The sequence below is a fragment of the Mycobacterium paraterrae genome (assembly GCF_022430545.2).
Lineage (GTDB): Bacteria > Actinomycetota > Actinomycetes > Mycobacteriales > Mycobacteriaceae > Mycobacterium > Mycobacterium paraterrae.
On the sequence record NZ_CP092488.2, the window covers coordinates 1,422,320 to 1,441,367 of the forward strand.

The following is a 19,048-nucleotide window of genomic DNA, read 5'->3' on the forward strand; positions in this document are numbered from 1 at the left end:
TACCACACCGCCGGGTAACATCGCGTAAGTGAACGAGCACTCACATCTTGGCGGGCTGATTCCGACATGGACGGTGCTAACGAATATGAGGGCGGGAAACGCTACGCAATGATTAATGTGAAGTTTGCGCACTTCGATCGGCAGATCGCCGAGCAGATGCTCAGATCGGCGAACACTGCTGGTGGCCTCTCGACATTCTTGGGCTTCCGGCACACCGAACTTACTGCCGGCCGACTGGTCGCAGAGATGGAAACTCGCGAGGAACTGTTGACACCGTTCGGCAACCTACACGGTGGATGCCTCACCGCGATGGTTGATCACTGCCTCGGGGTCGTGTTCTACCCCGTCATCCAGGCGGGATCCTGGGTGGCCACCGCCGAGTTCAAACTTAACTTGCTCAGACCCGTATCCAGTGGCGTGTGCGTCGCCGTCGCCGACATCGTGTCACTGGGCAAGCGCAGCGGTGTGGCACGGATCGACATCACCAATGGCGACAAGGCCGTCTGCGCCGCCCAAGGTACCGTGACGATCGTCAGCACGCAGTGATCGTCTCCGTCGCCGACTGCATGCTGCAATTGAACTCCCGCTCAGCCGTTACCGTGTCATGATCTCGATCGCGCAGCACCGCGTCCGGACCGCCGATGGAATCACGTTGGCCGCCGAGTACTACCGCCACGATGGCGTGAGTCCCGTGCTGATTCTCTTACACGGCGGCGGCCAGAACCGCCACGCGTGGAGTGCGTCAGCGCGTCGCCTTCATTCCTGTGGGTACGCAGTGGTCACTTATGATGCGCGCGGCCACGGTGACAGTGACTGGGACCCGGAAGGCCGATACGACGTCGAGCGACTGGCAACTGACCTGATCGCCGTGCGCGATCATTTCAGCGCCGACGAGCCACCCGCAGTGGCGGGTGCTTCCCTGGGGGGCATGACGATTCTAGGTGCGCATCTGCTCGCACCCCCGGAGATGTGGGCTGCGGTCGTGCTGGTGGACGTCACCCCGCGGTTGGAGTTTCAGGGTGCGCGGCGTGTCGTATCGTTCATGTCGGCCCACCCCGAAGGTTTCGGTAGCCTCGACGAGGCCGCGGAGGTCATCGCCGCATACAACCCGTATCGCGCGCGTCCTGACAACGTCGACGGCCTCAATAAAGTGTTGCGGCAACGCGAGGACGGCCGCTGGATGTGGCGTTGGGACCCAGCGTTCATCCACTCAAACTTCGACTTCCTTCGTGATGATTCGACCGCGGGAACCGAGCAGTTCGACGCGATCAGTCATCTGTTGATTGACGGAGCCCGACGCGTCACGGTACCGACACTCCTGGTGCGCGGACTCTTGTCCGACGTCGTATCTCAGAGCACCGTGGACGAGTTCACAGAGCTAGTCCCCCATGCCGAAACCGTTGACGTGTCTGGCACGGGTCACATGATCGCCGGTGATGACAATGACGCTTTCACAGCCACCGTCACCGAATTCCTCGGTCGCTGCACCCTGTAGGCATCGACGCCGGTCGGACCTCTTCCAAAGCGGCGCCACTCCCAGAATGTTCTGTGCGAGGATCGATTTGGGACTGTCCTGCTCATACCTTGCACGGATGGGACATCATCGGGCATGTCAACGAGTTCGAGGTTCAGGCCGGGCGGCGTCCGTTCAGCTACGACGAAGGTCAACTGCTCTTCGACGCAGCCGATGGCCGCGCCGACAAGGCCCGCAAACACCAACGCAAGGGTGTGTCGACGGCGCTACGCGATTCCGGTCCAGAACAACTTCAAGGCCTATAGTCGGTTCGGCGGGATCTACGTCCGCAACGGGTAACTCCTCACGAGGACGAGTGCCCAAGCGCCGCACCGTCTTGACGGTGCCGGAGATGGACGGGGTCGTGGAGGTGCTCGACCACCACCTCACCCAGGTACGTCCCTGCTTGTGCCCTGGGCCGCATCCGGCGTTATGGGTGACCGAGCGGTGCGACCGGCAGTCACTGCGATGTGCGGACGAGGCCGAAGAGATGGCGCGCGAGGCGGCCGGGCTTGAAGAAACGCCCGACCTGCACTCGTTGCGGCATTCCTATGTCACCCATCAGGAGACACCTACCTCATGCTCGGCGCGCACGAGCTGTTGCTCCCACCAGTTCTCGCCGGCCTCATGACATAACTCCCACGTCCAGCTCGAGAATCCACTCTGCCCAACGTCAAAATATCGAGCGCCGACTCCTTTTTCCAGGCCGCACACCGCATCGCGCGATCGACCCCGAACACTTCGCGAACCGACTCAAACAACGTGGAATCCGCTCAAGAGGCGGCAGCAACACGGCGCTGATTTAACTCGCGTCCGAGCTTCCCGCGGCCATGCTCTCCGACATCCTCGGCATCGACATCGCAACCCGATTGGCCCGCTACGCGAAACGCGACCGGCAAACCTACTTCGCCCACAGACACGAAACCATGCGACACCGTGAGATCGGCACACCGTCCTGCGGTCGTAACGCCGATCGCTGGAACGCGGTCGGGAGCGAGTGACGTTCCACGCTTCTGCGGATCAGCTGCGATGGGGGAATACACGCAGACGGAACACTGAGCGCACGCAGATCAACAGTTTCGCCGGCCACGACTACTTCGGTCAGCAGCGGAATCGCGGGGTCGTCTTGGGCGTAGCCGCACAGATGCGCCACGATGCCCTTCGATTGGGGATCAGCACTGTGGCAGAAATTGGGTCGAACCCGTAGTACGAGGCGAAAAGCACGTAATCCGGTTCCGAGACAACAACATTGGCGACGACACCGCCGCTGAGGCAGCCCATCCGGTCAGCCAGGATCTTGGCTGAAACCCCACCGATCGCCCCAAGCGCTTCGGCGATCGTCGCGCGCGTGGTCGAGGCCTTCTCGTCAGCGGCAAAGCACACGAAACGCCACCGCGAATACACCAGCACCGCGCAGAACATCATCAAGCCGTGTGAGGCTTGGGCCGGTCCATCACCAGATAGTCACCTGGTGACTACGCCACAGACCGACGCTAATGCCGGTTCGCATTGCGCCACAATACTTTCTGCTCGGCCATCAACCGGCGGAAGTGGTGAGTCCTGACAGCCAGCGGCTGCGAAAGCCTCGGTACTGCACCTCAAAACCATCCGCAGACTCCGCGCGGTGCTCCACAGTGCAACGCATAGTCGACACCGCGACAGTTCAGCGGCGAGAACGAGCCGGAAAATGTTCGCGGACAACGCAGTACGCTTCTCGGCTCTCCGAACATCCTCCTTTTCAGATCCGGTCCGGGCTCTCTAGATCGATACTAGTGTCACCATCCGCGCCTGCGGTTGTCGACCGAGTCTGCGCAGTTCTAGCTTTTCACCGAAGCGGTGACTGGGAACCGGTCTGCGGGAGAGGAGAATTGGACGTCATGAGCGCCTGCGCGATGACTGATGGCGGGCGTCCGCGCGGTGGTTCGCTGAGGCCGGGAAATCAGCCGGGACACGCTGCGGAAGCCGGCAGCGATCTGGGGCTGGACCGTGATGAAGATCGGAACCATCAGCGGCGAGAGCACCAAAAAGGTGAATAAGGCAACGACGAAATAGCTTTCCAGCATTTGCTCATTCGCTTTCTCCGCAGCATGGGCATGTCGCGCGCGTGCGGATCTGCAGTGAATATTTTCGTTCAGCTAATCCAACGGAGTGAGTCGAGACAGTTACTTCTCTTGACTCCCGCCGCGTGATGAAAGTTACCGAGTTCGATAGCGAGTGGCGACGTGCTGCGGTGACCAACTTTGGCCGCTCAGTTGTCGCCTGGAGACAACCGACAAGCATTCAGACGCTTTGAGGGCGAAAACATCAAGATCGTTTACAAATCTCGCCGACATGGCCAGGTCAGCGAACTACTGTCATGTTTTCAGGCACAGGGCTGCTCTACCAACCGCGCGGGCTGTCGCGGCGTCAGCGGCCGCGGTGATCGCGCAGTTGAGCAGCGAGCTGGGTCACTTGACCGGTGGGGTGCAGCAGATGCTGCTCGCGCAGGTGCCTGATCTGTACGGTGACGCTCAGTTGATCTAGTTGCTCCACAGAACCGTCGAAACCAACATCGACACTGTCTTTTCCGCGATCCGGCACAATATCCCGCTGCATCACGTCGAGATCCCGTTGCATCACGTCGAGCCCCCGACCGCCGCTCTTAAGCACGCCCGCCGGATGGCGCAGCGCGGCGTGTCGGTGAACGCGATCGTCCGCGCCTACCAGCTTGTCATAAAGCCGTGCTCGACGCGGTGCTGCGCGTCGTACGCCGAGCCGACCTCGATGCGCTCCTCGCGCTGGAGGTGTTCGGCCAGATATCGGAAACCACCTTGCGCCCTATTGACTCCATCTCCCGGCAAGTGGTCGCCGAATACCAGGATGAGCGCGACCGCTGGCTGGAGAACCAGAACAGCAGGTGCGCTTTGCGAGTTCGCGAGTTTCTTGATGACGCCTACGTCGATGTGGATTGCATGACGACCGCAACGCGGTAGCCGCTCAGCCGCATTCATCTGGCGGTCGCGGCCTAGTACGAGAAGCTCGCCGACGGCGACGAGCCGGTAGCTCTGGAGAAGTTCATTCAAACGGATCGCCGGCTCGGTCGGAGCCCCCGAGTCTCCGCAGTTCATCCCGGTGGACAGCTTGACCGGATGGGCGTGGATCCCTCTGGAGGCCAGTGCTACTCGGGGTGCGTACGCGGATTCACGAATGCAGGATGACTCGCCCCGGAATCGCGGTCGGTGACCCGTTGGCTGGCGTTGAGGACTCTCGGCTCTCGCATCTGCCGACTCGGGATGCCCGTGCGGTCGCGTTGGCGTTTGGCACCAACCCCCCCGTTTCGTGGCGGCAAGTGATCCGGGAAAGCCGTCGATGCCGGCCTGGGTCATCAGGATCGATACGGTTGCCGGTCCAGTCCCGTTCATGTTCGGAGCGCTACAACCTACCTACAAGATGAACACGGTCGCCAATAATTGGCTCTCGCTCTCGGAGCGATCCGCCAGCGACGGATGCTCACCCCGATACAGTGCGTTGCCCACCGCGGTCAGCGCCCGGTCCCACGGGTCGTCCAGCGCAGGCGCTGGCAGTCGAACCGACGCGGCCTTCGCGCACAAATTCCAGGGCCTTCCGACGCGGGTGACCTCGTCGGCGGCGTTCGGGGGCGTTAGGCATGCCGCATCGAGCAGGATGCGCAACGATTAACCCACCGCGATGATTCCGGCGTTCCGACATCGCTCAAGGGCCTTATGTAGCGCTAACTTACGTCTCACAGCGACGGATTGGACCCGTGCGGGCGCGACGGGCTCATGTCGGCACCGGCGTCGATGAGCATGCGTGCGCGCGATAGGCTCGCAAAGTCTCGGCCGTCCATTTTTGGCTGCCACAAATCATGCCCCGCCCAGGCGGGCGCTTACCCAGACGGTGCCGATTTGGGCGACGGGGACCGACTGGCGTGGCTTGTAAGCACAGCCGCTCTCCGGACGGACGGAGACGGTCGCACGCGGCACCCGGCGTTGGCTTACGAAGGCTGTGCCGATCACTGCCGGCTTTACCCAATGTTGCCGCCCAGGTGCTGCGTGCGCGGCCCATACGCCGCTCGGCATGGAAGGGGACCACAGCCATGATCGTGATCGGAGTCGACGCCCACAAGCGCACGCACACTATGGTCGCCGTTGACGCCGTCGGGAAGAAGCTCGCCGAAAAAACAGTCGAAACCTCAACAACGGGACATTTGGCGGCGCTGCGGTGGGCACACAAAAAGTTCGGCCGCCAAGTAACGTGGGCCCTAGAGGACTCTCGCGCGATGACCGCGCGGCTAGAGCGGGATCTGCTCAGCGCCGGTGATCAAATTGTGTTAAGGGTGCCCTCGCAATTGATGGCACGGGCGCGCCGCGGTTCGCGAGAGCGAGGCAAGTCTGACGCAATCGATGCCCTCGCCACTGCGCGCGCGGCGCTGCGCGAGCCCGATCTGCCCGTAGCGCGCCACCACGTCTGGTCGCGTGAGCTCAAACTGCTGGTCGACCACCGCGACGATCTCGTGCAGTATCGCACCGCATTCACGCAGCGACTGCTTTGGCGAATCCACGAGCTGGATCCGACCTACCAGCTCAAGTCGCGATCGGTCACGTGGGGCACCACCCAGACCGCACTTGCCGATTGGCTGTCCGAGCGGTCCGGCCTGGTCACTGAGTTGGCGCGCAACGAACTCGCCGAAATAATCCGCTTGACACCTATCATTAAGGGTCTTGAGAAGCGCCTCAACGACTGTGTCCGCGTCAGTGCACCGTCACTTCTTGAGCTCTACGGCTGCGGCGCGGTGACCGCGGCACGCATTGTGGGCGAGACCGCCGATGTGACGCGCTTTCGCAGCGAGGCTGCCTTCGCCCGCTATATCGGACTCGCGCCGCTGCCGGACGCGTCGGGATCGACGCAAGGTCGAGTGCGCTCCCACCGGGGAGGCAATCGACAACTGAACGCCGCTTGTCACCAGATCGCGATGATTCAGATCAAAAAGGGCGGCCCGGCAGAACAGTACTATCGGCGTCGACGCGCGGATCGCAAGCTGCACGGCTACGCGATAAGTGGTGTCAAACGACGCGTCGCCAGGACTGTTTTTAATAGGATGCGCCGCGACGCGAGAGCTCTGGCAGTTGGCTCGCGCGCTACTCCGGCTCAGGCGATACGACCAGCCCAATGATCTGGCCGCCCTGAATTATCGCCAGCGTCTCGCCAGCCGCCACCCGATCTAGGTAGCGGCCTGCGAGGGTCCGTAAAGCATCGAGCGCGACAGGTACTGTCATGGAGCGGCGAACATTGGGGGCAGACTCCGGCAACTGGTCAGGCATGCGCGACTGACGCCGCTCGGGGACTATCCGTGCGACCTTTTTGCCCCTGCGAATCACGGTCATAGTCGCGCCCTCAGCAACGCGTTCAAAGTAGCTCAACGTGTCACTGCGCAGTTGACCGATGCCGATCGTCTTGTCTTGTGGTTCAACGAATTCAGCATCACCCGGCGGACCTACGGCGGTTGGATCCGCATTCGCCGACGTGTGCCGCCCCTGCGCAGAGGCGATGACGCTCTCACTTCCCGGTTCGAGGAGGCGAGCTTCCGCACAACTCGGACACGCTGCGGCCGCGTCACCCGCGCGAAGCATAACGATCAACCGACGGTTGCTATCAACCACTGCTCTCATCCGCTCGGGACCGGAGACCTCAATCTGGGCGCGCAGATAACGCTGGGCATGCAAAAGAAATCGCGCCAAGACCGTCCGACCGCTCGCGCGCCCAAGAATTTCCTGAAACGATGCCTCGGCGGACGCCATCGCCTTGGCGTTGCCGGCAGTGAGGGCTACAACCAGGCGGTCATTGATCCGCTGGAGTTCTTCGATATGACTGTGGGCAATTCGGTGCGCGTTCGTGGCGGCAAGTTCTGCGGCGATGGTGTCCTGCAACCAGCAGATGTCGTGCATGTCCTGCTTGGTCACCGCCAGCACAACGTAACCGCGGTGCGGCTCTCGCCGCACTAGCCCTTCGTTGCTCAGCTTCAGCAGAGCTTCTCGAACCGGTGTGATACTGACCCCCAGTTGAGCAGCCGTGTCATGTAGGCGGATGAAGGTTCCCGGCTGCAGCCTCTTGGATATGATGGCGGACCGCAGGTGGTCGGCGACTTCGTCCGACATTTGTGCCCTCGACAGACGCTGTGCAAACGGTTTCGGGGCAACGAGAGGATTGGCGATCGGCGTTTGACCACCGGCCACGTAGGGCCTGCTCATCGGCTCGTCGCTGTGCGGCTGCCGACGCGGTGCGAGCGGCCGCCTAAGTTCATCTGTCACTGTTGTGCGCTCCGGCAATTCGGGTTCGGCTAAAACTTGGGCGTGAGGTCCAGCGAGGTGATCGTGGTCATCTTGGTGACCAGCCACCGCGCGTGTTCCCGTTGCAGCACAAGGCGATACGACAGGTACTTGAGCGACGGTACGTCTTTGGTAGTGGGACTCGTCGATGCGGTGTTGGTATAGACGATGGCGGTCGCGTCGGATCCGCTGAGCGACTCCACGGCGGCGCCGACCACCTGGGTGGTGTTGGTGATCTTGGCCTGCTTGTTCGGCGCGACGAGCGCGTCGAGGTATTTGCGGTAGGCCGCCTGGAAGTCGCCGCTGAGGTACTGCGACGCCCGGTCGGGTAGCTTGTCGATGTTGTCCGGGTTGTAGGTCCACAGCGTGGTGATCGCGTTGGCGGCGGTGCGCGCGACGGTGAGCTTGGTGGCGACGGTGGCCCGGTCGGCCAGGTACGGCTGCATCATCGCGCCGGCGAACGCTCCGGCGCCGACGAACAGCACGGCGCCGACTACCGCGGCGATCGTCGTCCACTTGGTGGCGGGATGCGCCTCGCGGAAGCGGACGATGCCGTCGTCATCTGACTCGACCGCTTCGTCGTCTTCGATTGTCTCGTCGGCGTTTTCGCTGTCCGAGACGTCCTCGGACGGGTCGACGGGCGAGATCTCAGCGGCGGTGTCGACGGCCGTTTCCTCGGTCAGATCACCTGTTGCAGGCTGCTGATCTTCCACTGCTTACCTTCCCGCTGAGCGGTGACCACCCAACGATTTGTGTTCTCGACCTTCTGCTTACCGTCCGGCGATTTCATCGAGATGTCCGTCGCCACCATCACGTTGACGGTGCCGTCGTCGTTCCAGCGCTCCACCCCGGCGGCAAGCGTGGTGCCCTTGGTCGGCTCGGCCTGGGCGATCTGGACCAGGATCTCGTTGTGCTTGTCGTGGTACTGCTTGGCGAAATCGCCTGTCGCGTTGGCCATCACCCGGTCGTAGTAGACGTTGGCGTGGAATGGGTCCAGTGTGGTGAAGCCGGCCATGAACGCCTTGACGTAGCCGAGCACGTCGACTTCCTGCATGGCGTCGCGGTGATGCGACCGCTGATCGATCAGGACCAGAGACGACGTGGTCAGTGCGCCCACGGTGAGGATCGTCGCGCCGGCCACCGCCGACGGCAGCGCCCATTTGCGGGACGGCTTCCACCACTGCTCCGACAGGGTCGGGTGCCACGGCAGCCTCGACCAGAGCGTCGGCTTCGGCGTCTTCAGCAGGGGCTCTTCACCCGGCTGAATTCGTCTGCGGGGACTCACTTTCCCCCCTTCGGCGGCGCCCCGGGCGGCGCGCCCTTGGCGGGTGCCGGCTTCGGCTTGGTCACCACGTCGAGGTTGTCGACCAGCCAGTGGCCGTCCTTGCCCTTGACGAGTGCGACCCGAACGGTCGCGGTGATGAAGCGCTCTTCGTCGCCGCCGCCGCGGTGGCCCTGCATGAACAGCAGCATCGTCGCGTCGTTGCGCGACGCGGACAGCACCGTGCTGTCGGTGACCCAGTATTCGTTGATCACCGGGTGGCCCTTTTGCACGGCCTCCTGCTGCTTGACCAGCTCGGGACGGTACTTGTCGGTGGTCAGCGAGCGGGCGTGATCGAAGTCCTGCTGCAACGACTTCGGGTCGTAGGTGAGCATCTGGGCGACGATCTTGGGGCCCTGCTCGTTGACCTCGGTGCGGGTCCTGTCGGCCGCGCGGTCCGGCAGGTAGATCGCGAAGACGCTGATCGCGGCTCCCGCGACGCAGAGTGCGACGGCAACTCCGATCGCAATGGCGCTGTGCCGCTTGATGTCTGCGGGTCGCCGGTCGGTCCCGACGACGTGCACCTCGGTGCCGAGTAGCAGGTCGGCGAAGGTGCGTCGGCGCGAATCCCATAGCGGCCAGAGCCATCCCACGAACACCGAGAGGGTGTCGAGCAGGTGTGCGAGTTCGCGCAGCAGCAGGCGGCCGATGCCGACGGCTGTGCCGTCCTGCTGCACGACCGAGATTCCGAGCAGCGCCCGCCCCAGACTCCAGCCGAGCACCGCGGGCAGCACAACGCGGTTGGCCATGGTCGCCAGCACGGCGAACACCAGGACCGAGACCGACTCCCACCACCACAGGCTTTGCGGCGGGACCGCCAACCAGACCAGTGCCATCGTCGCCACCACGGCAATGGCGGGCAGGACGTCCACCAAGAGTGCGGCGGCGCGAACAACCCAGCCCGCCAACTCGTTTGGCGGTGCTTCGTCGACTGCCGGTGCGGCCTCGGTCTTTTCGACCAGCACCGTCACCTCGCGACCTGGTCGAGCTTGGCGATCCGGTACTTGCCCTCTTCGCGCACCATCGTCACCCGGAGGCGGTAGCCCGCTTCCTGGTTCTGCGTTTCGGCGTTGGACACCTTCACCCGCAGCGGCACTAGGATCTCGACCGAGCCGTCGGGGTTGTTGCGTTCGACCGCGGCGCGCAGGTCGGACACCTGGACGTGGGCGTTGGCGGCCTGGTACGCCTCGACCAGCAGCCCGCTGTACAGGATCGCCTGCGACCGGAAGGCCCCGGCACCGCACTCGATGATCTTCTGCGCGGCGGACGCCATTGCCCCGATGTCTGGTGCCTGGGTGGCCCCGACGCAGTCCTTGGCGGCATCCAATGCGGCGGCGTCGTTGCGCGCGGTGATCTGGCTCTGGTGGTGGGCGCGCAGCGCGAAGTACCCACCGGTTCCGACGCCACCGGCGAGCACGGCAAGCGCGGCGGCGATACCGATGAACCACGTCCGCCCGAGCCGCGACGGCCCACGCGGATCGTCCTCTGAGGCGTCAGCGTCCGATTTGTCCGCAGCGTCGGATTCCGTTGAATCCTCGGCAGTTTCGTCAGCGGTGGAATCGTCGGTCGCCAGATCGGGTTCCGACGACGGATCTTCATCCGTCTCGTTCGGGGTCAGCTGGCTGGTGCCAGCATCTCCTTCCATCCGTCATCTCCTGTGTTGCGCGAGTTGTTGACGGAGTACTTAGAACCGTCGGGGCCCGCTACCTCGCCACTCATCGGACTATAGACCGCGGCCGGTGGCCCGCCCGGAGTGTAGATGCAGGGGTTGGGTTGTTGCCCGTTGCACTGGACACTGCCCGAACCCGGCCGCTGCAGCGGGTCGCTGGTCGGCGGCGGGGTCTGTCCTCCCGGTGGGAGCTTGTTGGCCGGCAAGGGGTTCAGGCCGTTGTTGACCGACGGCGCCGGTATCACGTGGCCGGGGTCGACCGGCTGGTCACAGCGTGCGCCGGGGGCGGGGCAGTTGCGGATCTGGTTTGGGTCACCGTACCAGGGGTTGGTGCCGAGGGGCTCGTACGGTTTGCCACTGCGGCAATCTTGCGGGGTGGCGGCACGCCGGCCGGGTACGTCCATGCACTGGATATTTCTTGCGCCGCGAACCGCGTTAGCCTGGAAGTCCTGCGGGATACGGCAGTAGTTGTTGTCACGCAGCGGCGCAATGCTGGTGTCTGACGGCGAGCGCCACTGCGAGGCCGGTAGAAAGCCAGTCATGCACGGCGCTGGGTAATTGATGGCGAGCGTGAGGTCGAGGGCAGCCTGACGGTCTTTCTCATACGGCGCCGAGATGGCCTGGATGATGGAAGCAAGCTGCGGCAGAAATACCAATGTTTGTTCTACTCCAGGGTGGTATCGCTTCAACATGTCAAACACAATCTCGGTGTTTGCCAACGTCTGCGGTAGCGATTCACGAACGTCGCTGAACACCGAGTTGACCTGGTCGGCGGTCGGGGCGGCCTGATTCAGGATGCTCTTCAGGTGGCCGTCGTTGTTCGCCGCCTCGCCACCGAGGATGTTGAGGCTGTGGGCCCAGCGTTCGATCGCGTTGCTTGAGACGACCTGGCTGTCCAGGATCGGCGCCGAGTTCTGGATGATGTCGTCGACCTGGTTGATGTTGGCCTTGAAGTCGCCGACGATCGCCTGAGTGCCGTCGACCAACCGCTGCAGCGCCGGACCCAGCCCGCCGACCGACTCGGCCGTCTCGTCGAGCAGCTGACCGATCTTCTCCTTGGGCAGCACGCTCAGTCCACGGTTGGCGGTGTCCAGGGCCGGGCCGATCTCACTCGGCACGGTGCCTTTAGTCATTGTCTGTCCGGGGGAGAAGAAACCTCGTGACTTGCCTTCGGATACCAGGTCCAGGTACTGCTCACCGACCGCGGACACTGAGTGCACGTTGGCGACGGCGTCGAGCGGGATCTTGAACTTGCTGTCGATGCTCATGATCGCCTCAGCGCCGTGTTCCGTCGGCTCGACGGAGGTCACCTTGCCGATCGTGATGCCTCGGTAGGTCACGTTGGACGTCGGGTAGAGCCCGCCCGACGCCGGCAGCTCGGCCTTCAGCTGGTACTGCCCGATGCCGACCAGCGACGGAAGCCGCAGGTAGTACACGCCCAGCACCAGCAACGCGACCGCGGTCAGGATGCCGAAGATGACCAACTGGCGCCGGATGAATTTGGTCAGCATTGCCGGTCCGCCCTCTCCACCAGTGGCCCGCCGGGAGCGTCGTTTGGGTTCGGCGTGTAGCGCACGTCCGGGATCATCGTGTTGGGATCGCGGCCGTACGACTGCTCCAACGCCCGCAGTGCTCCGGAGAACCCGGTGCCGGTAAGGAAAGCGTTGTCCACCGCCGACAGTGTCGTGTCGACCTCCAGCGACGTATTCATGAAATCACCGCGGATCAGCTTCGGTACCGTGTCCACATCGAAGGGCGCCGTAAAAATCAGCTTCAGCGCGCCGAGCAGGTAGGGCGAGGCCTTGCCCAGTTCCCGCAGCGGGCATTGCAACGACAGCAGATCCTGGTGCAGCGGTCCGCGTGCCTCGCCGAGGTACTGCGCAGCAGCCTGGCTCAGCGCGCCGACCGAGTCGACCGCGTCGACCAGGTGACGGGTGTACTCCGGGGTCGCCAAGTATTTGATCAGCGGCGGGAATTCAGTCAGCGCCCGGTCGACGGCCTGGTCGTGGGTGCCGACGTACTCCAGCAGCCGGTTCGTCGAGTCGATCGCGTGGGTGATGTCGCCGCTCTGCTCGTTGAGGCGCTGGGTGAAGGTGTCCAGCTTGCCCAGGAACGCGCGGATCTGCGGCCCGCGGCCGGACAGGATCTTGGTGACCTCGTTCTGCAGAACCTCGAGGTTCGGCAGGCCACCGCCGCGCACCACCATCGCCAAGCTGGCCAGCGTCTGCTCGGTGCTCGGGTAGGACGACGAGTTCTTCAGCGGAATCGTGTCGCCGTTCTTCAGCATCTGCGGCGACGGGTCGGCCGGCGCGGCCAACTCGATGTGCTGCGAACCCAGCAGGCTGGTCTGGCCGATCTTCGCGGTGGCGTTCTTCGGCAGCTTGACGCTCTTCTCGACGCCCAAGGTCACAGTGGCGACCCAGTTCTTGAGCTCGATCTTGCGGATCGAGCCAACGAACACGTCGGCCACCATCACCTTGCTGTTGCCGTTAATGGCCAGGGTGTCGGGCACCTGCACGTAGAGCGTGTAGCCGTCACCACCCGGACCGCCGGGCAGCGAAACGTTCGAGATGCCCTTCCAGCCGCACGAGCTCAACACCATTGCGGCCATGAGGAATACGACGCCCTGCCAGATCTGGTGGCGGGCCTTGCACAATGCCACGCGCATCACTGGCCTCCTCCTGGTGCTTCGGCGGGCAGGGCGGGGCCGGGCGGCGGCGCCGGTGCGCCCAGCGGCGACGGTCCGACGGCCGACGGCGGTGGCGGCCCGGGGATCACGTTGGGCCCCGGGGGCGGCGACGCGATCGGCGACGGATTGCCGGGGACGCCGATGAACGGCGCCGGGCCGGGCTCCTCGTTGTACGCGTTCGGGTATCCCGGCGGCGTCTGGTATTGCGACTGCACGGGAGCGATGTTCGGGCCACCCATCAACTCGGCCAGCGAGTCCGGTGTCAGCAGGCCGGCCGTCACTGGGCCGACCTTGACACCTTGCATGCCGGGCGCGGTGATCCAGCCGTGCTGGGTGTTGCGGTGCGACGTCGGGGTATCGGGCACCCAGATGCCTGGAACCGTCGTGTCCTTATAGCCCGCCGGTGGACGTAGACGATCTTCGGAATATGCAACTTCTTTAGGCGTCACCGCGGTCAAACTGAATGGGTTCAACCCGAACGGCAGGTAGTTGAACTTAATCGCGTCGAGGATCGGCGCCAGGTATTGCGCGCACAACTCGGCGGATTCCTGGTAGCCCAACCGGCTGCTGGCTTGAATAGAGCTGCAGATGAACTCCATCGGGTTGGCAAAGCCCATGGTGCCGACTGTGCCCGTCGGCTGGGCGACAACCGCGCTGTGGGCAGGGTGATAAATCAAATTCGCATTCGATAGCGCCGTCGGCAGCACGTGCAAGCTGGTTTCCAGGCCGGTCAACGAGTCCGGCTGGACAAGTGTGTTGGTGGTGTCGGCGAGCTGGTTGATGTCGTGGGTCAACACTTCGCGGTTCTTGGTGAGCCACGGCTGAACCGTGGAGAGCAGGCCGTCGAACTGCTGCAGCGCGTTCGACAGATCCTGGTCGGACCCGGTCAGGCTGTTGGTGAACTGCGCTAGGTTCTTGTTGAGCTGCACGAACTTCTGGTCGTCGGCGTGCAGCGCGTTGACGAACAGCGCCAGGCTGCGAATCACGCCGAAGAAGTCGCCGCGACCCTGGTTCAGCGCGGTCAGCGCCTTGGACAGGTCGTTGAACGTCGTGTTGATCTGCTTGCCCTTGCCGGCCAGTCCGTCGGCGTAGGCCTCGATGACGTCACCGAACGGGCCCTTGGGCTGCTGCTTGCTCGGCCCCAACTTCGAGATGACGTTGGTGATCGTGTTGCGCAGCTCGTCCCACTCGGTCGGCACCTGGGTGCGCTCTTCGGGGATCACCGCGTTGTCGGCCAGCGTGGGCCCACCCTTGTACGGCGGCTCCAGCTGGATCAAGCGCGACGCGACCAGCGTCGGGTTGAGGATCACCGCCTGGGCGTCGGCAGGCACCTTGTACTTGTTCGAGTAGTGGAAGGTGACCTTCATCTTGTCGCCGGCCGGCTCGACCTTGTCGATCGCGCCGACCTTGACGCCCATGATCTCGACTTTGTCGCCGTTATACAAGGCGTTGGCCACCGGGAAGTACGCCACCACGGTGTTGGTCGTCAACTTCTTGTACAGCTCGATCCCGAGGAACGCCAGCACCAGCGCCGCGACGATCGCCAACGACCCGATGATCACCGCCGCACGCGACAGCTTCGGCATCCGGAGGTGCCGGAAATCAAAGACGGTACTCAATTCCCATTACCTCCTTGCGCTCCCGAGCCGCCAGCCCCACCGGTCCCGCTGATGTAGGGCGCGGGCAGGTTGGCACCCGGTCCCGGCGGAGCCGGGGGCACGTTCAGCGGCGGCGGCGGCGGTGCGGCCGCCGGGTTGCCCGGGGCGGGGCCCGGCAGCGGTCCGAGCGGTTCGGTGCGTCCGCCTGGGGGTCCGGGCGCAATCGGCACGGGCGTGCCCGGCACGTCCGGCTGGACCTGCCCCGGCCGGCCGGCGATCGGGATGCCCGGTGTCGGTGGCAGCCCGTTCGGGTTGGGCGGCGACGACGCGATGTTCGGGTTCGGGTATGGCCCGTTGGGCCCGAACGGACCGGCGTCCTGGTTGATGCCCGCACACGGCATCGGGTTGCCCGGCCGCGGCAGCAGTTCCGGGGGCGGGGTGTAGGAGCACGGCGTTCCCGGCGGGATAGCCGGACCTGGGTGGTCGGCGGTTCCTTCCAGCAGCTGTGGGGCCGGCGGCGGCGCACCGTTGGGGAACCGGGTGCCGTTGGGGTCGGGGAACTTGCCCGCCGGCAGGCCGGCGTTACGCCAGAATTCCTCGGGGTCAATGCCACGCTTCTTGAACGCGGCGTCCACCCAAGGCTGCAGGATCCAGTACGGCAGCAGGTTGGTCACCTGCACCTTGAAATACGGACCTGAGGCAATAGATTCGTTAAGCCCCGCAGCGGTTTTGCCTAATGTCTTAAACACTAACGCTAAATCATCTTTCCGTTTGTCCAGCAGGTCGCTGACCGTGCGGAGCTGCTCCAGGACGTGGTTAAGGTTCGGGTTGTCGTTGATCAGGTACTGCACCTGAGCCGAGAACGCCGACACGTTGGCCAGCAGCGAGCTGATCGCGGCGCTGCGCTGGTTGAACGCGGCCAGCAAGTTGTTGGCGTTCACGAACAGCCGGTCCACCTGCTGGCTGCGGTCACCCAGGATCTGGGCGATCTGGTTCGCCTGCGCGAGCAGATGGGTGATCTGCTCGTCCCGCTTGCCGACGGTATCGGAGAACTTCGCCACCCCGTCGAGCGCCGCGCTCAGGTGCGGAGCGGTCTGGTCGATAGTCTGCGACAGCACGTTCAGCGACTGCTTGACGGTGTCGATGTTCCAGCCGGCCGCAGCCTTGGTGACATCGAAGAAGGCGTCGTAGATCTGGTACGGCGTGGTGCTCTGGCCGAGCGGCAGCGTGCCGCCGGGCCGCAGCGTCGTAGTGCCGCGCGGCTCGATCTCGAGCACCTTTTTTCCGAGGATGGTGTCGGTCTTGATCGCCAGCCGGCTTTCGGTGCCGATGGTGTCGCTGCCGGTGGAGAATTTCATCTTGATGTGGTCGCCGTCGATGTTGATGGCCTCGATCTGGCCGACGTCGACACCGGCGATGCGGACCTTGTCGCCCGTGTTCAGCTGGCCCGAGTCGGTGAACTGCCCGTAGTAGCTGGGCTGCGCGAAGATCTGCGGGATGCTCGTCAGCGTCTGACCGACCGCGACCGTGAGAACCGTGACGATCAGGCCCATCAGGCCGATCTTCTTCCGGTTGGCGGGTTCTAGTGTCCTCATTGCGGGGTGCACCTACCCGTCGGCTGCGACCACACACGGACCGTGCGGACCGGACCACCGGCCTGCAGACCGTTGGTCTTCAGAGTGAGGTCACAGAGGTAGAAGTTGACCCAGTCGCCGTAGTTACCTATTGCGTTACCCACAATGTTCATGCCGATCGGGGTGCGGTGAATCTGGTCGTCGTACAGATCCTTCTGGTCGATGATCGGCTGCTGGATCGGGTCAAGGTAGTTCAGCGTCTTGTGCAACAGTTGCCGGTTGTCGGCGAGCAGTTCGGCCACCGTTCCCGCGCCGTTGCTGATATTCGCGATGCCCGCCGCGAAGCCGTCGGCGTGGTTGTTCAGGCCGGTAATCAGCTTCTCGAAGTTGTCGACGGTCTCGTCGAAGTCCTTGCGGTGCTTAACCGTTGTGTCCAACACAATGTTCAGGTTTTTGACCACTTCGCCGATAGCCTCGTCGCGCTCGGCGATTTTGGAGGTCAGCTGCGCGGTCTGGTCGAGGATGTCGTTGATCGTGCCGCCCTGCCCCTGGAAAACGGTGATGATCGAGGTCGCGATGTTGTTCACCTTGTCCGGGTCGAGCGCCCGGAACAGCGGCTTGAAACCGCCGATCAGCGCGTCGAGGTCGAGCGCCGGCGAGGTGTGCGACAGCGGAATGAACCCGTGCACGGGAAGCACCCGATCGGAGCCCTCGCCCTCACCGCGCTTGAGCTCCAGGTAACGGTCGCCGATCAGGTTGAGATAACGCACCTGAGCCGTCGTGGACTGGTACAGCGGAACGTCGTGGTCGACATCGAACTCGACTTGCACCCGATGGCCGCCGTCGACCAGCTTGATGCTCTTGACCTTGCCGATCTCCACACCGGACGCCCGCACGAACTGACCGTTGCGAAGACCGCTGATGTTGCTGAACTCAGCGGAGTACGTGTGGGACCGGTCGAAGCGCATCTGACCGAACACCACGACGATGAGCGCGGTGAAGAGCAGCAGCACCGTCGCGACGATGCCGAGCTTGACGAGGGTTCCGGTGATTTTCATGGGTTGATCGTGTGGTCTCCCATTTGGCGGCCCCAGACGTACTCGACTGCATACGGGGAGCCGGTGTCGATGTGGTTGTACGGAGCGATGCTGCTGCCGGTGTCCATGACCAGCGTCGGGGCCGGCCAGAGTTCACGGGTGATGGTCTGCCAACAGCCCGGCGCACCACCGGGGCCGCCGTGGGCGTTGAGGCGCGGCAGGTTCTCCGGATAGATGTACGGGTTCGGCGCGCCGCCGACCAGACCGCCCAGCGCAAGCAATCCAGCCGTTGCGGCCGTCATTCCAATACCGGGCAAGCTAAGCAAAAGCCCTAGACCAGAGAAGATCTCGGTTTCTGTCCGCAGTGAGTATGGACTGGTGAATGCGGCAACTTTCGGTTCCGAGTCATGCAGATTGCGGATAGAGCAGAGTATCTCCGGACTATAGGTGTCGAGCAGCTGAGCGGTCGGCACCAAATCCTTGGCGCCGCGCGCGAAGTACGGGCCGCCCTTGTTGAAGATCTCCGCGCCGGTGGCACCGAACCCCGCGGCGGCCAGCAGCGCCTGGTCGAGGTTCTTCTCCTGCGCGTGCACGGTGTGCGCCGTCGTCGAGGCGTTGTTCAGGAAGTCGAACAGGTCGGGAGCCGCGTTCGAGAAGGTGTCGGCAACTCGCGAGAACTGCTGGATGTCGTGCCGGATGATCGGCATCCGCGGGTTGATGTCGTCGAGGGCGGCGCTGCCGTTGATGATCGACTGCCCGAACTTGTCGCCGAGCCCGCTCAGCGCTTGGGCCGCCGCGCTCAGCGTCAGGTTGACCTTGACCGGGTCGACCTTCTCCGCGATCTCGGTGATGGTCTGGAACAGCGTGTTGATCTCCGTCGTCACCGAACGGGCGTCGATCACGGTCGACGGCGTAACCCGTTGCGGGAGCGGGTTTTCCGGCGGGGTCATCGACACGTACTTCTCACCGAACACCGTGGTTGCCACGATCTTGGCGTCCACATTGGCCGGGATCAGGTGCAGATACTTCGGGTAGACATCCAGGCTGAACTTCACCGCAGGCTTACCGTCACGCTCAACCTCGTCGATCTTGTCGACACGGCCGATCTGCACCCCGTTGAAGGTGACCTTCGAACCCGGATCCATCACCAAGCCAGCCCGATCCGACAGCATCGTCAGCTTCGTCTTCTCAGTGAAGTCACCCTTGTACTGCAGGAAAACCAGCCATAACACCAGCGCGAAAATCAAGAAGACGACGACACCGGCCACCCGATAGGGCTGGAACGGCGCCTTGTTGACTTTCCCTCGTGGATTCGTCATAG

General features: G+C 63.7%; 19 protein-coding genes and 1 pseudogene. 5 read left to right on the top strand and 15 right to left on the bottom strand.

Annotated features, from left to right (window positions below):
• The first annotated feature begins 108 nt into the window (after nt 1-108).
• From MKK62_RS06795 to MKK62_RS06805, 3 genes are read left to right on the top strand one after another with little or no spacing between them, the layout of a single operon-like run.
• Nucleotides 109-546 carry a PaaI family thioesterase gene (locus MKK62_RS06795; RefSeq protein WP_434085032.1) on the top strand — a complete coding sequence of 146 codons (438 nt, stop codon included), beginning with the start codon at nt 109-111 and terminating at the stop codon, nt 544-546.
• A 58-nt stretch (nt 547-604) separates the two neighbouring features.
• Complete coding sequence (locus MKK62_RS06800; protein ID WP_240261784.1) at nt 605-1,495, top strand: alpha/beta fold hydrolase; 891 nt, start codon at nt 605-607, stop codon at nt 1,493-1,495.
• Between the two features lie 53 nt (nt 1,496-1,548).
• Nucleotides 1,549-1,779 (top strand): hypothetical protein, encoded by a 231-nt coding sequence (locus tag MKK62_RS06805; protein ID WP_240261783.1) that lies wholly within the window; start codon nt 1,549-1,551, stop codon nt 1,777-1,779.
• 788 nt (nt 1,780-2,567) lie between these two features.
• Here MKK62_RS06805 and MKK62_RS06810 read toward each other — a convergent pair.
• From MKK62_RS06810 to MKK62_RS06820, 3 genes and pseudogenes are all read right to left on the bottom strand, one after another.
• Nucleotides 2,568-3,066, bottom strand: a pseudogene (locus MKK62_RS06810) (IS21 family transposase); the annotation flags it as partial.
• A gap of 264 nt (nt 3,067-3,330) precedes the next feature.
• The gene (locus MKK62_RS06815; RefSeq protein ID WP_240261782.1) at nt 3,331-3,576 is read right to left on the bottom strand and encodes a hypothetical protein; all 246 of its coding nucleotides are present in this window, start codon (nt 3,574-3,576) and stop codon (nt 3,331-3,333) included.
• Nucleotides 3,577-3,919: 343 nt separating this feature from the next.
• Nucleotides 3,920-4,162, bottom strand: a complete 243-nt coding sequence (locus tag MKK62_RS06820; RefSeq protein ID WP_240261781.1) for a hypothetical protein — start codon at nt 4,160-4,162, stop codon at nt 3,920-3,922.
• On the opposite strand from MKK62_RS06820, the gene MKK62_RS26630 reads away from it, so the two are divergent.
• Nucleotides 4,097-4,468 (top strand): hypothetical protein, encoded by a 372-nt coding sequence (locus MKK62_RS26630; RefSeq protein ID WP_491562398.1) that lies wholly within the window; start codon nt 4,097-4,099, stop codon nt 4,466-4,468. The genes MKK62_RS06820 and MKK62_RS26630 overlap by 66 nt on opposite strands.
• A gap of 467 nt (nt 4,469-4,935) precedes the next feature.
• Here the strand turns inward: MKK62_RS26630 and MKK62_RS06830 are convergent, their stop codons facing one another.
• Entirely contained in the window at nt 4,936-5,184 is a 249-nt protein-coding gene (locus MKK62_RS06830; RefSeq protein ID WP_240261779.1) for a hypothetical protein, read from the bottom strand.
• 425 nt (nt 5,185-5,609) lie between these two features.
• Between MKK62_RS06830 and MKK62_RS06835 the strand changes: the two genes are divergently transcribed.
• Nucleotides 5,610-6,686, top strand: coding sequence for an IS110 family RNA-guided transposase (locus MKK62_RS06835; RefSeq protein ID WP_240261778.1), 1,077 nt, complete (start codon nt 5,610-5,612; stop codon nt 6,684-6,686).
• Here the strand turns inward: MKK62_RS06835 and MKK62_RS06840 are convergent.
• The 11 genes from MKK62_RS06840 to MKK62_RS06890 form a co-directional block, all read right to left on the bottom strand.
• Entirely contained in the window at nt 6,652-7,761 is a 1,110-nt protein-coding gene (locus tag MKK62_RS06840; RefSeq protein WP_240261777.1) for a GntR family transcriptional regulator, read from the bottom strand. The two genes, MKK62_RS06835 and MKK62_RS06840, sit on opposite strands and share 35 nt — an antisense overlap.
• Before the next feature lie 89 nt (nt 7,762-7,850).
• On the bottom strand, nt 7,851-8,552 hold the full coding sequence (locus MKK62_RS06845) for a mammalian cell entry protein (RefSeq protein WP_240261776.1): 702 nt from the start codon (nt 8,550-8,552) through the stop codon (nt 7,851-7,853).
• A complete protein-coding gene (locus MKK62_RS06850; RefSeq protein WP_286670891.1) occupies nt 8,519-9,124 on the bottom strand; it encodes an Rv1363c family protein in 606 nt (201 codons plus the stop codon). The genes MKK62_RS06845 and MKK62_RS06850 overlap by 34 nt, the downstream gene beginning before the upstream one ends.
• Nucleotides 9,121-10,131, bottom strand: a complete 1,011-nt coding sequence (locus MKK62_RS06855) for an RDD family protein (protein WP_240261775.1) — start codon at nt 10,129-10,131, stop codon at nt 9,121-9,123. Before MKK62_RS06855 ends, MKK62_RS06850 begins: the two co-directional genes overlap by 4 nt.
• Complete coding sequence (locus MKK62_RS06860; RefSeq protein WP_240261774.1) at nt 10,128-10,805, bottom strand: Rv1363c family protein; 678 nt, start codon at nt 10,803-10,805, stop codon at nt 10,128-10,130. The genes MKK62_RS06855 and MKK62_RS06860 overlap by 4 nt, the downstream gene beginning before the upstream one ends.
• Nucleotides 10,775-12,340 carry an MCE family protein gene (locus MKK62_RS06865; protein WP_240261773.1) on the bottom strand — a complete coding sequence of 522 codons (1,566 nt, stop codon included), beginning with the start codon at nt 12,338-12,340 and terminating at the stop codon, nt 10,775-10,777. The genes MKK62_RS06860 and MKK62_RS06865 overlap by 31 nt, the downstream gene beginning before the upstream one ends.
• Entirely contained in the window at nt 12,334-13,497 is a 1,164-nt protein-coding gene (locus tag MKK62_RS06870) for a virulence factor Mce family protein (protein WP_240261772.1), read from the bottom strand. Before MKK62_RS06870 ends, MKK62_RS06865 begins: the two co-directional genes overlap by 7 nt.
• On the bottom strand, nt 13,497-15,137 hold the full coding sequence (locus MKK62_RS06875; RefSeq protein WP_240261771.1) for a virulence factor Mce family protein: 1,641 nt from the start codon (nt 15,135-15,137) through the stop codon (nt 13,497-13,499). Before MKK62_RS06875 ends, MKK62_RS06870 begins: the two co-directional genes overlap by 1 nt.
• On the bottom strand, nt 15,134-16,711 hold the full coding sequence (locus tag MKK62_RS06880; RefSeq protein ID WP_240261770.1) for a virulence factor Mce family protein: 1,578 nt from the start codon (nt 16,709-16,711) through the stop codon (nt 15,134-15,136). Before MKK62_RS06880 ends, MKK62_RS06875 begins: the two co-directional genes overlap by 4 nt.
• Complete coding sequence (locus MKK62_RS06885; protein ID WP_240261769.1) at nt 16,708-17,748, bottom strand: virulence factor Mce family protein; 1,041 nt, start codon at nt 17,746-17,748, stop codon at nt 16,708-16,710. The genes MKK62_RS06880 and MKK62_RS06885 overlap by 4 nt, the downstream gene beginning before the upstream one ends.
• A complete protein-coding gene (locus MKK62_RS06890) occupies nt 17,745-19,046 on the bottom strand; it encodes an MCE family protein (RefSeq protein ID WP_240261768.1) in 1,302 nt (433 codons plus the stop codon). Before MKK62_RS06890 ends, MKK62_RS06885 begins: the two co-directional genes overlap by 4 nt.
• Between the last annotated feature and the right edge of the window lie 2 nt (nt 19,047-19,048).